Annotated in this window: 10 protein-coding genes; 9 read left to right on the forward strand and 1 reads right to left on the reverse strand. The window is 62.3% G+C overall.

Annotated features, from left to right (window positions below; all coding sequences use genetic code 11):
• The 8 genes from sucB to HMPREF2943_RS10135 all read left to right on the forward strand — a co-directional run.
• On the forward strand, nucleotides 1–1,429 hold a 1,429-nt coding region (gene sucB, locus HMPREF2943_RS10100), incomplete at its 5' end, for a 2-oxoglutarate dehydrogenase, E2 component, dihydrolipoamide succinyltransferase (protein ID WP_070711477.1).
• A gap of 272 nt (nucleotides 1,430–1,701) precedes the next feature.
• On the forward strand, nucleotides 1,702–2,856 hold the full coding sequence (locus tag HMPREF2943_RS10105; protein WP_070711478.1) for an MFS transporter: 1,155 nt from the start codon (nucleotides 1,702–1,704) through the stop codon (nucleotides 2,854–2,856).
• A gap of 72 nt (nucleotides 2,857–2,928) precedes the next feature.
• A complete protein-coding gene (gene gcvP / locus HMPREF2943_RS10110; RefSeq protein WP_070711479.1) occupies nucleotides 2,929–5,787 on the forward strand; it encodes an aminomethyl-transferring glycine dehydrogenase in 2,859 nt (952 codons plus the stop codon).
• Nucleotides 5,788–5,790: 3 nt separating this feature from the next.
• Nucleotides 5,791–6,903 (forward strand): glycine cleavage system aminomethyltransferase GcvT, encoded by a 1,113-nt coding sequence (gene gcvT / locus HMPREF2943_RS10115; protein WP_070711480.1) that lies wholly within the window; start codon nucleotides 5,791–5,793, stop codon nucleotides 6,901–6,903.
• Nucleotides 6,904–6,945: 42 nt separating this feature from the next.
• On the forward strand, nucleotides 6,946–7,338 hold the full coding sequence (gcvH, locus tag HMPREF2943_RS10120) for a glycine cleavage system protein GcvH (RefSeq protein ID WP_070711481.1): 393 nt from the start codon (nucleotides 6,946–6,948) through the stop codon (nucleotides 7,336–7,338).
• A gap of 69 nt (nucleotides 7,339–7,407) precedes the next feature.
• Entirely contained in the window at nucleotides 7,408–8,214 is an 807-nt protein-coding gene (lipB, locus tag HMPREF2943_RS10125; protein ID WP_070711482.1) for a lipoyl(octanoyl) transferase LipB, read from the forward strand.
• A gap of 108 nt (nucleotides 8,215–8,322) precedes the next feature.
• Nucleotides 8,323–9,396: a lipoyl synthase gene (gene lipA, locus HMPREF2943_RS10130; RefSeq protein ID WP_070447403.1), complete on the forward strand. Its 1,074-nt coding sequence runs from the start codon at nucleotides 8,323–8,325 to the stop codon at nucleotides 9,394–9,396.
• 42 nt (nucleotides 9,397–9,438) lie between these two features.
• Nucleotides 9,439–10,224 (forward strand): DUF4191 domain-containing protein, encoded by a 786-nt coding sequence (locus tag HMPREF2943_RS10135; RefSeq protein WP_070643921.1) that lies wholly within the window; start codon nucleotides 9,439–9,441, stop codon nucleotides 10,222–10,224.
• A 339-nt stretch (nucleotides 10,225–10,563) separates the two neighbouring features.
• Here the strand turns inward: HMPREF2943_RS10135 and HMPREF2943_RS10140 are convergent, their stop codons facing one another.
• Complete coding sequence (locus tag HMPREF2943_RS10140) at nucleotides 10,564–10,998, reverse strand: RDD family protein (protein ID WP_070447409.1); 435 nt, start codon at nucleotides 10,996–10,998, stop codon at nucleotides 10,564–10,566.
• Nucleotides 10,999–11,127: 129 nt separating this feature from the next.
• Here HMPREF2943_RS10140 and glnA point away from each other — a divergent pair, with 129 nt between their 5' ends.
• Nucleotides 11,128–12,561 (forward strand): type I glutamate--ammonia ligase, encoded by a 1,434-nt coding sequence (glnA, locus tag HMPREF2943_RS10145; protein ID WP_070447412.1) that lies wholly within the window; start codon nucleotides 11,128–11,130, stop codon nucleotides 12,559–12,561.
• The last annotated feature ends 75 nt before the right edge of the window (nucleotides 12,562–12,636 follow it).

Raw genomic sequence — 12,636 nt, forward strand, 5'->3', positions numbered from 1 at the left:
GGAAGAAAAGGCAGAGGAAAAGAAGGAAGAACCCAAGGCTGAAGAGAAGTCTGAGGACAAGCCGGCTGCTTCTGGTGACGCCACCGACGTAGAGATGCCGGAGCTTGGTGAGTCCGTCACCGAAGGCACGATTACCCAGTGGCTGAAGTCCGTCGGCGACACCGTCGAGGTCGACGAACCACTCCTCGAGGTCTCCACCGACAAGGTCGACACCGAAATCCCGTCCCCGGTCGCCGGCACCCTCGTTGAAATCCTCGCCGAGGAAGACGACACCGTCGACGTCGGCGCCGTCATCGCCCGCGTCGGCGACGGCTCCGCCGCAGCCTCCGAGAAGCCCGCTGCCAAGGAAGAAAAGGCAGAGGAAAAGAAGGAAGAGCCCAAGGCTGAGGAGAAGAAGGAAGCGTCGAAGGCAGAAGAGAAGAAGCCTGCTGCTTCCCAGTCCTCCGAGCCGAAGACTTCTGAGACTTCCACCAAGGTCAACAACGGCGATAACGTCCCGTACGTGACCCCGCTGGTGCGCAAGCTGGCTGAGAAGCACGGCGTTGACCTGTCCACCGTCTCCGGCACTGGCGTCGGCGGCCGCATCCGCAAGCAGGACGTCCTGGCCGCTGCTGGCGAGGGCGAGGCACCGGCTTCCTCCGCTAGCGCTTCCTCCAGCAACCCGCGTGCTCGCTGGTCCACCAAGTCCGTGGATCCGGAGAAGCAGGAGCTCATCGGCACCACCCAGAAGGTCAACCGTATCCGCGAGATCACGGCGTCCAAGATGGTTGAGGCCCTCCAGATCTCCGCTCAGCTGACCCACGTCCAGGAAGTCGATATGACCGCCATCTGGGATATGCGCAAGCAGTCCAAGCAGGCGTTCATTGACAAGTACGAGGCCAACCTCTCCTTCCTGCCGTTCATCGTGAAGGCAACCGTCGAGGCTCTGGTCTCCCACCCGAACGTCAACGCGTCCTACAACCCGGAGACCAAGGAGATGACCTACCACGCTGACGTCAACGTGGCCATCGCCGTAGATACTCCGCGCGGCCTGCTGACCCCGGTCATCCACAAGGCTCAGGAGCTGACGCTGCCGGAGATTGCCCAGAAGATCGCCGAGCTGGCTGACAAGGCACGCAACAACAAGCTCAAGCCGAACGATCTGACCGGTGCAACCTTCACCGTGACCAACATCGGCTCCGAGGGCGCCCTGCTGGATACCCCGATTCTGGTTCCGCCGCAGGCCGGCATCCTGGGCACCGCCGCTATTACCAAGCGCGCGGTCGTCGTCACCGAGGACGGCCAGGACGCGATTGCTATCCGCCAGATGTGCTACCTGCCGTTCACCTACGACCACCAGGTGGTCGACGGTGCCGACGCTGGTCGCTTCATCACCACCATCAAGGACCGCCTCGAGACCGCTGATTTCGAAGCCGACCTTGACCTCTAAGTCTTTACAAGGCTCCAACTCTTAAGAGGCTGCTCCCCCGCCACTGCGGCGGGGGAGCTTCGTCGTTGTGCGCGCTGCTTCTCTCCTCCAACGCCGCACAGCGGCCCAGGGCGGCCCAGCGACAAGCGCTCTCATGCCAGCACCCCGCCTACCTGACGAAAGTTGCCGCAGATGCTGCGGCGAGTTCAATAACTTTGGCAGATAGGCGCCTTCCGAGCCCCGCTGCTCCATTTCCATGCCTAACTGTGACTCAGCACACTAGACTGTGGCGCATGGTTTCTCAGAAGTGGTTCCGCGTCGCTTTAGGCATGTTCCTCGTCGCGTGCGGCGCCAATCTTTTCGCCCCTATGGTCGTGGTCTACCAAGTCACCACGGATCTGGGAGTTCTGCAGACGACCTTCCTCTTTGGCATTTATGCCCTCGGCATCATGGTGGCTCTCTTCATTGGCGGCCCGCTTTCGGATTCGCTGGGGCGCCGCGCCGTCATGCGCCCAGCCGTCCTCACCACCACTGCTGGCTCACTGGTCTTCCTCGCTGGCGCAGGCGGCGCCTTCCTCCCCTTGTTGATTGGCCGCCTGTGTGCCGGGGCTGCGGTGGGACTGGCCATGTCTTCCGGCGCTGCGTGGATCAAGGAGCTCAGCACCCACCTCAGCGTGGGCGCCAAGCGTTCATCCGTCGCTCTGTCGGCCGGCTTCGCCTCCGCGCCTGGAGTCGCTGGCATCGCCGCGGAATTCCTTCCCTGGCCCACCGTCCTGCCTTATCTATTACACATCGCACTTGCCCTCGTCGTGGTCCCACTCGTGTGGACGGTGCCCGAAAAGCGAACCAGAACACCGCAGACGCAGCGGCGCGCCTTCATACCGACAAGCCTGATTACTCCTAGCTACCTACCCGTCGTGGCCTACGCGCCGTGGGTCTTCGGCTCCGCCACCACCGCTTTCGTGTTCCTGCCCGCACAGCTCAGTGAGCATCTGCGCCACCCCATTCTCATCGCCGGATTGTGTGCGCTGCTCACCATGGGCAGCGGCGTGGTCATCCAACAGCTGGCGGGACGTATCCGGGTTAACGCCTTCCACGGCATGGTGCTGGCCGCACTAGGCATGGTGCTGTGTCTCATCGTCGTCGTGTCAGCACACCACGGCTGGGCAGTATTCCTCCTGCCTCTCGCAGCCATTATCATGGGTAGCTCCTATGGAATTGGCATGCTCAGCGGGCTCGCAGAAACCCAAGCCATCGCCGACCCAGCGGAGCTCGGGGCAGCAACGGGGGTGTTTTATTCGCTAACTTATCTAGGCTTCTTTGCCCCCTTCATCCTCTCCCTTTTGGGCCCTATCACAGGCTATTCCACCGCCTTCATCATTGGACTCGCGGTCGCGGCGCTGACTGCCGTGCCGCTGCATCTCCGAATCAGGGGTAACCGGGGTTAATGTCATGGCATACGCCTTATACTTGGGGCAGTTTAGGTCACACAAACTAACGCCACGAAGGAGATTCACCATATGGATTTCATCTCTCGTCACCTCGGCCCGGATGCAGCCGAGCGTGAGACGATGCTCAAGGCAGTGGGCTACGACAGCGTGGACGCGCTTGTCGATGCTGCCCTACCGACCTCCATCCGCGCCACCGAGGCGCTCAACCTCCCGGAGGCTTTGAGCGAAGATGATGCGCAGGCGAAGCTACGCGAGTACGCCTCCCAGAACGTCGTGCTGAAGTCCTTCTATGGCCAGGGCTACTCCGATACCCTCACCCCGGCGGTCATTCGCCGCGGCCTGCTGGAGGATGCCGGCTGGTACACCGCCTACACGCCCTACCAGCCGGAGATTTCGCAGGGTCGTCTCGAAGCCCTGCTGAACTTCCAGACCATGATTGAGTCCCTGACCGGCCTTCCTATCGCCAACGCCTCGCTTCTCGACGAAGCCTCTGCCACCGCCGAAGCCGTCGGCCTGATGGCCCGCGCGGTCAAGAAGGGCCGCCGCGTGCTGTTGGATTCGCGCTTGCACCCGCAGGTGCTGGCCGTGGCCGCCGAGCGCGCCCGGGCCATCGAGCTGGAGGTCGAGATTGCTGATGTCCGCGATGGCATCGTCGGCGAAGACCTCGTCGGTGCAGTTCTGGCCTACACGGGAACCGAGGGCGATATCGTCGACCCTCGCGCCGCCATCGAGGAGCTGCACACCCGCGGCGCCCTAGCTGCCGTCGTGGCTGACCCGCTGTCGCTGCTCCTTCTGGAAGCCCCGGGGTCGATGGGGGCAGATGTTGTCCTCGGCTCCTCGCAGCGCTTCGGTGTCCCACTCTTCTTCGGCGGCCCGCACGCAGCCTTCATGTCCGTCACGGATAAGCTCAAGCGCCAGCTGCCGGGCCGCATCGTGGGCGTGTCCAAGGACGCTGCCGGCCGCCCCGCTTACCGCCTGGCGCTGCAGACCCGCGAGCAGCACATCCGCCGCGAGCGCGCCACCTCCAATATCTGTACTGCCCAGGCCCTCCTGGCCAACGTGGCCTCCATGTACGCGGTCTACCATGGCCCGAAGGGGCTGAAGGAAATTGCCCAGCGCGTGCATGACCGCGCTTCTGCTTTCGCCGCGGCAGTCACCGGCGCAGGCAAGGAGATTGTCTCCCGCGACTTCTTCGACACCGTCACCGTCACCGGCGTGGATGCCGCCGCTATCAAGACCCAGCTGCAGGAACAGGGCTACCTGGTGCGCGTCATCGGAGCGGATAAGGTTTCTGTTTCCTTCGGCGAGTCCGCCACCCACGAGGATGTCACCACCCTGGCCGCTGCCTTCGGCGCCGCGGACTCCGCTGCGGCGACCGCCGCCTCCTTCGAGATTCCGTCCTCCGTCCAGCGCTCCGAGGAGCCGCTGCAGCACGAGATCTTCAACTCCATCCACTCCGAGACCCAGATGCTGCGCTACCTGCGCACCCTGGCGGATAAGGACTTAGCACTCGACCGCACGATGATCCCGCTGGGCTCGTGCACGATGAAGCTCAACCCCACCTCCGCCATGGAACCCATCTCTTGGCCGGAGTTCGCGGGCATCCACCCCTATGCCCCGGAGGAAACCACCGCTGGCTGGCGCGCGCTGATCGACGAACTCGAGTCCTGGCTCGCCGAAATCACCGGCTACGCGCAGGTTTCCATCCAGCCAAATGCTGGTTCCCAAGGCGAGCTGGCAGGCCTGTTGGCCATCCGCCGCTACCACGTGGCCAACGGCGACCATGGCCGCGATGTCATCCTCATCCCTGCCTCGGCACACGGCACCAACGCCGCGTCGGCGACGTTGGCCAACCTGCGCGTTGTAGTGGTCAAGACCGCTGACGACGGCTCCATTGATGTTGCTGACCTCGATGCCAAGCTCGAGCAGCACGGTGAGCACGTCGCCGGCATCATGATTACCTACCCCTCCACCCACGGCGTCTTCGACCCGGAAGTGCGCGAGGTCTGCGACAAGGTCCACGCGGCAGGCGGCCAGGTCTACATCGACGGCGCGAACATGAACGCGCTGGCCGGTTGGGCCCGTCCGGGTGCTTTCGGTGGCGATGTCTCCCACCTCAACCTGCACAAGACTTTCACCATCCCGCACGGCGGAGGTGGCCCGGGCGTGGGCCCGGTGGGCGTCGCCAAGCACTTGGTACCTTTCCTGCCGACGGATGCCAACGATCCCCAGCTGGACCCCACACAGCCGGCCGCAGAAGGCACCGGCGTGCCGTCCACCGCATCGCGCTACGGCTCGGCCGGCGTGCTGCCGATTTCCTGGTCTTATCTGGCCATGGTGGGCTCGCAAGGGCTCACGGAGGCCACGAGCCACGCCATCCTCGGCGCGAACTACCTGGCGCAGAGCCTGAAGGATTCCTTCCCCGTTCTCTACACGGGTAATGCCGGCCTGGTGGCGCATGAATGCATCTTTGACCTGCGCGAGCTGACCGACGCCTCCGGCGTCACCGCCGCTGATGTGGCCAAGCGCCTCGTGGACTACGGCTTCCACGCGCCGACCCTGTCCTTCCCGGTGGCCGGCACCCTCATGGTGGAGCCGACCGAGTCCGAGGACCTAGGTGAGCTGGACCGCTTCATCGAAGCCATGCGTTCCATCCGCGCCGAAATCCAGGAGATCATCGACGGCAAGGTGGCCTACGAGGACTCCGTCATCCACCACGCGCCGTTCAACGCCGAATCCGTCGCTGCCGACGAGTGGAACTATGCCTTTAGCCGCCAGCAGGCTGCCTACCCGGTGACCTCCCTGCGGGCTAATAAGTACTTCCCGCCGGTACGCCGCATCGACGAGGCTTACGGTGACCGCAACCTGGTGTGCACCTGCCCGCCGCCAGAGGCTTTTGACTACTCCGACGACAACCAGGAGGTTTAATCAATGACTGACTACCTGCACTCCCCGCTGCATGCCGAGCACGAGAAACTCGGCGCTACCTTCACGCCCTTCGGGCCGTGGGAGATGCCGCTGAAGTATGACAACGAGCTTGAGGAGCACCGCGCGGTGCGTAATGCCGCGGGCCTCTTCGACCTCTCCCACATGGGTGAAATCTGGGTCAACGGCCCGGACGCCGCCGAGTTCTTGTCCTACTGCTTCATCTCCAACCTCGCCCCCCTCAAGGAGGGCAAGGCAAAGTACTCCATGATCTGTGCTGAGGACGGCGGCATCATTGATGACCTCATCACCTACCGCTTGGAGGAGACCAAGTTCCTCGTCGTCCCTAACGCCGGAAACGCCGACACCGTGTGGGAGGCGCTTAACCAGCGCGCCGAGGGCTTCGACGTGGACCTGAAGAACGAGTCCCGCGACGTGGCCATGATTGCTGTCCAGGGCCCGAAGGCGCTGGAGATCCTCGCCCCGTTGGTAGAAGACACCAAGCAGCAGGCCGTGATGGACCTGCCCTACTACGCCGCGATGACCGGCAAGGTGGCCCGCAAGTATGCATTTATCTGCCGCACCGGCTACACCGGCGAGGACGGCTTCGAGCTCATCGTCTACAACTCCGATGCCCCGGAGCTGTGGGAAGAGCTGCTCAAGGCCGGCGAGGAATACGGCATCAAGCCCTGCGGCTTGGCAGCGCGCGACTCCCTGCGCTTGGAGGCTGGTATGCCGCTCTACGGCAACGAGCTCACCCGCGATATCACCCCAGTGGAGGCCGGAATGTCCCGCGCCTTTGCCAAGAAGGAGCAGGACTTCGTGGGCGCTGAGGTGCTGCGCCAGCGCGCTGAGGAGGGCCCGCAGGCCGTTATCACCGGACTTGTCTCCTCCCAGCGCCGCGCCGCCCGTGCCGGCTCCGAGGTCTACGTGGGTGAGAACAAGGTGGGCACGGTGACATCTGGTCAGCCCTCCCCCACCCTGGGGCACCCGGTAGCACTCGCGCTCATCGATACCGCCGCTGGACTCGAGCCGGGTGCGGCCGTCGAGGTGGATATCCGCGGCAAGCGCTACCCCTTCGAAGTCTCCGCGCTGCCCTTCTACAAGCGCGATAAGTAAACTCCACTACTGAAGTCAACTACCGAAAGGACACCCCTTCTCATGGCTAATCTTCCTTCCGATTTCTCCTACTCCGAGGACCACGAGTGGATCAACGCCACCGCTGACTCCGTCGTTGGTTCTACCGTCCGTATCGGCATCACCTCCGTGGCCACCGACCGCCTGGGTGAGGTCGTCTTCGCTGAGCTGCCTGCCGTGGGCGATACCGTCGAGCACGGCGAGACCTGCGGCGAGGTCGAGTCCACCAAGTCCGTGTCTGACCTCTACTCCCCGGTCACCGGCACCGTGACCGCCGTCAATGAGGGCGTGCACGATGACTACGCAGTCATCAACAACGATCCCTTCGGTGAGGGCTGGCTCTTCGAGGTAGAGGTCACCGAGGTCGGCGAGCTGATGACCGCCGACGAGTACGCCTCCGCCAACGGCGTTGACTAAAACAACGCTTGAGCAGCGCAGACTCAGCCCCTTTCGGGCTGATTTCTCGCGGGGTTTAGGATTGGGTTCATGACTGCTCCCCGCGAACCTTTCTTTCCCGCTGATCGCTCCATCCGCGCTTCCGATAAGCCACTGGAGATCCGCCGCTTGGGCCGCATGGGCTACCAAGAGGCCTGGGATCTGCAGGCTGAGCTCGCGGCGGCGCGGGCGGCGGGTACGCAGGGTGATGTCATCCTCGTGGTGGAGCACCCCAACGTCTACACCGCTGGCAAGCGCACGCAGCCGGAGGATATGCCTGATAATGGCCTGCCGGTCATTGATGTAGACCGTGGCGGGCGCATCACCTGGCACGGCGAGGGCCAGTTGGTGGTCTACCCCATTATCAAGCTGGCCGAGCCGGTCGACGTTGTCGATTACGTCCGCCGCCTTGAGGAGGCCATCATCCAAGCCGTCCGCGAACTCGGTGTGAGCACCGCTGGGCGCATCGATGGTCGCTCTGGCGTATGGGTTCCTTCCACCACCCAGGCTGCCGACCCAGCCGCCCCGAAGCGCGACCGTAAACTCGGCGCCTTGGGCATTCGCGTGACCCGCGGCGTGACCATGCACGGCCTAGCGCTCAACTGCACCAACACCTTGGAGTACTACGAGCACATCGTGGCCTGCGGCATCGACGATGCGGATGTATCCACGCTGTCGCTGGAGCTGGGCCGTCCGGTGACCATGGAGGAAGCGGAAGCGCCGCTTCTCAACGCCCTCCTCAAAGCCCTCTCCGGCGAACTAACCGTGGCCGACCACACCTTTGCCTCGGCCCCTGATCCCATCAAAGTGGCCAACGAGAAGGCCCGCCAAGCCCGCAAAGCCGCGCAAGAAAAGTAGCGGCTACCCTCGGTGGAATAAAGCAACCACCCGCAGGGCTTGTATTAGAAAGAGCTAGTTCAACACCTAAAGTGAGGTTTCGTGACTGTTAAGCCTGAAGGACGCAAGATGCTCCGCATTGAGAAGAAGAATGCGGAGTCTCCCATCGAACAGAAGCCGCGTTGGATCCGCAACCAGGTTCGCACCGGCCCTGGGTATGAGGACATGAAATCTCGCGTGTCTGGTGCTTCCCTGCACACCGTGTGTCAGGAGGCTGGCTGCCCCAATATTCATGAATGCTGGGAATCGCGTGAGGCTACCTTCCTCATCGGCGGCGACAAGTGCACTCGCCGCTGTGATTTCTGCGATATCGCTACTGGCAAGCCGGCGGAATTGGACCGCGACGAGCCGCGTCGTGTGGCAGAGAGCATCCAAGAAATGGATCTCAACTACACCACAATTACGGGTGTTACCCGCGATGATCTGCCCGACGAGGGCGCCTGGCTCTACGCCGAGGTGGTGCGCAAGATTCATGAGCTCAACCCGCACACGGGCGTGGAGAACCTCACCCCGGACTTCTCAGGTAAGCCGGACCTGCTCCAGGAGGTCTTTGAGGCCCGCCCCGAGGTCTTCGCTCACAACCTGGAAACCGTGCCGCGCATCTTCAAGCGCATCCGCCCGGCCTTCCGCTATGAGCGTTCGCTCGACGTCATCCGCCAGGCCCACGACTTTGGTTTGATCACCAAGTCCAACCTCATCCTGGGTATGGGCGAAACCGCCGAAGAAATCGAGGAAGCACTGCGCGACCTGCGCTCGGCAGGCTGCGACATCATCACGATTACCCAGTACCTGCGCCCTGGTCCGCGTTTCCACCCGATCGAGCGCTGGGTGCGCCCGGAGGAGTTCGTGGAGCACTCCAAGCTGGCCAAGGAGCTGGGATTCGGCGGCGTCATGTCTGGCCCGCTGGTCCGCTCCTCCTACCGTGCTGGCCGCCTCTACGTGCAAGCCATGGAGGCACGCGGTCTCGAGCTTCCGGAGAACCTGAAGCACCTGGCGGAGACTTCCCAGGGCGCTACCGCCCAAGAAGCTTCCACTCTGCTGGAGAAGTACGGCCCCTCCGAGGAGACCCCAGTGACGACCCGCATGGTCAAGACCCCAGCCGGTGCAGCGAACCGGAACTCGGCGGCGTCCACCATTCGCTAGTTCGATTCTCTTTTTCACCCTCTGACCTCTAAAGTAGGAGCCATGGCTAACGACGACAAGGCATCGCTCAAGGAAGCGAAGAAGCAAGAGCGGGCAGCCAAGCGCGCCCAGCGCAAGCAGAACTGGTCACAGATGTGGCAAGCGTTCAACATGCAGCGCAAGCAGGACAAGGCTCTCATCCCCATCATGCTGGCTGCATTCTTGGGTGTGGGCTTGCTCTTCTTCCTTATCGGCCTGCTCTTCAACGGCCAGTGGTTCATGCTCATCATCGGCTTGGGCCTTGGCGCAATGCTCGCTATGTTCCTGTTCACTCGCCGCCTCGAGCGCGACATGTACAAGAAGGTGGAGGACCAACCTGGTGTCGCCGGTTGGGCTTTGGAGCAACAGCTGCGCAACACCGTGGGCGTGGTGTGGAAGGTCAAGCCGGGCGTGGCGGCGACCCGCCAGCAGGATCTGGTGCACCGCGTGATTGGTAACTCGGGCGTCATCTTCGTCGTCGAAGGTGACCGCAAGCGCGTCGCCCCTACTCTCAACCGTTTGAAGAAGCGCGTTGACCGCCTAGCTGGCGGCGTGCCGGTCTACGAGGTCTTCGTGGGCAGCGGTGAGGATGAGGTGCCGGTGTCCAAGCTGCGCACTCACATCATGAAGCTGCCGCGCAACTACAATAAAAACGAGACCTACGAGAACATTCGCCGCATCGAGGCCATGGATGATCTGCCGGGTACTACTCCGGGTCTGCCGAAGGGCCCGATGCCCCGCCAGGCTCAGAACATGGCGGGCATGAACCGCCGCATGCGCCGCATGCAGGAGCGCAAGGGCGGCAAATAAACCACCTCGTTCCATACCAAAGGGGGTCCCTTCCGAGATTCTCGGAAGGGACCCCTTTTTCATTGGCTTTAAGGACGTCCCTGGGCCTTGTTCCCTGCATTGGCCACAGCAAAATCTTCTGCTCAGCAAGCACCTTCTACTTGGCATCTCCCAAAAGGCATCTACAGCCCTGAAAACGCCATTTGCACAGCCTAAATGGCGTTTTTAATCCTAAAAACGCCATACAACAGATGCCTTTTGTCAGGTGCCATTTGCCAGATACCGTTCACTGAAAGCCATCCGCTCCCATACCCTGCGCGAAGCTTGTAGTGGATACGACCGGCTGGCGCTGAACAAGCTTTAGGCCATGATGACGGCGGTGCCGGTGGCGCGGTCGTGGAGGCCGCGGCCGTCGGCATCGACCATCGCTGCGGGGAAGAGCACAGCAGTCAGCAGCGTGCGGACCGCGGCCCGCCACAAACCGACAGAGGTACCCGGCACGTCGAGGCGGGCCACGCCCATACCCAGCATGGCCATTCCCGGGGTGCGAGCGAAGAGCCATCCGCACACGATGCCCATGACTACCCACACTGCATAACCCAAGAAGGCTGGGCCGCCGAGCGAATCCGTAAAGAGCTCAAGAAGATTGGCAATGATCATCGCCAAGATCCAGTCAATGAGCACGCCAAGAGTGCGCCGCATTACAGAAGCCAGGGCACCTGGCCCCTCCTTGGGCAAGCCCATTGTTTGCCCAGGCCACTGCCCGTGCTCAAAGCCGTCGTTGTTATCTGCCATGTTCACCAATCTAGCCGTCGGCTCCGCGAAGCAGAAAATTTACATCTAGGTGCCCCAGGCACCCCAGTGAAGCAGCCAATACCTGTAAACTAGTCGGGAGTACTACACGTCAACCAACAGGAGACCACCGTGTCCTTTGAGACAATCCAGGACGTCATCACATTCATCAAGGAAGAGGACGTCAAGTTCGTTGACATCCGGTTTACGGACGTCCCCGGCACTGAGCACCACTTCTCTATTCCGGCCGAGGAGTTTACTGAGGACGCAGCTGCCGAAGGCCTCGCTTTTGATGGTTCTTCCATCCGCGGATTCACCACCATCGATGAGTCCGATATGACGCTGCTGCCGGATCCGAAGACCGCCTTCGTGGATCCTTTCCGCACCGCGAAGACCCTGAACATCAAGTTCTTCGTCCACGACCCGTTTACCCTGGAGCCTTTCAGCCGCGACCCGCGCAACATCGCGCGCAAGGCTGAGGAGTACCTCGCCTCCACCGGCATCGCGGATACCTGTAACTTCGGCGCCGAGGCTGAGTTCTACATCTTCGACTCCGTTCGCTACGGCACCGACGTACACAACGGCTTCTACGAGGTTGATACCGATGAGGGCTGGTGGAACCGCGGTTCTGAGACCAACTTCGATGGCACCCCGAACACCGGTTTCAAGACTCGCGTGAAGGGCGGCTACTTCCCTACGGCGCCCGTCGACAAGCACGGCGAGGTCCGCGATGCCATGGTGGAGCAGCTGCAGAAGGCAGGCTTTGTTATCGAGCGCTTCCACCACGAGGTGGGCAGCGGCCAGAACGAGATCAACTACCGCTTCAACTCCCTGCTGCACGCGGCTGATGATATTCAGACCTTCAAGTACATCATCAAGAACACCGCTGAGCAGTTCGGTAAGTCCGTAACCTTCATGCCGAAGCCGCTGGCCGGCGATAATGGTTCCGGTATGCACGCCCACATGTCCCTGTGGCAGGACGGCAAGCCGCTCTTCCACGATGAGGCTGGCTACGCCGGTCTGTCTGATATGGCGCGTTACTACATCGGCGGCATCTTGACCCACGCACCGGCTGTGCTGGCGTTCACTAACCCCACTCTGAACTCCTACCACCGTCTGGTCCCGGGCTTTGAGGCCCCAATCAACCTGGTGTACTCGCAGCGCAACCGCTCGGCTGCTATCCGTATCCCGATTACCGGTTCTAACCCGAAGGCCAAGCGCATTGAGTTCCGCGCGCCGGATCCGTCGGGCAACCCCTACTTCGGCTTCGCTGCCATGATGATGGCAGGCCTCGACGGCATCAAGAACCGCATTGAGCCGCACGCTCCGGTGGATAAGGACCTCTACGAGCTGCCGCCGGCAGAAGCTGCGTCCATCCCGCAGGCGCCGACCTCCCTGGAGGCCTCCATCGCAGCGCTTGAGGAGGACAACGAGTTCCTCACTGAGGGCGATGTCTTCTCCGAGGATCTCATCGAGACCTACATCAACTACAAGCGTGAGAACGAAATCGCACCGGTCCGCCTGCGCCCGACTCCGCAGGAATTTGAGATGTACTACGACTGCTAAAGGATATGTGGGTATCTGCCCCATTCTTTTAGCACTCAGTGCAAAGACACAACCCACGGTGTCCTTCACGGATTC

The sequence above is a fragment of the Corynebacterium sp. HMSC072D12 genome (assembly GCF_001813925.1).
GTDB classification, from domain to species: Bacteria; Actinomycetota; Actinomycetes; order Mycobacteriales; family Mycobacteriaceae; genus Corynebacterium; species Corynebacterium aurimucosum.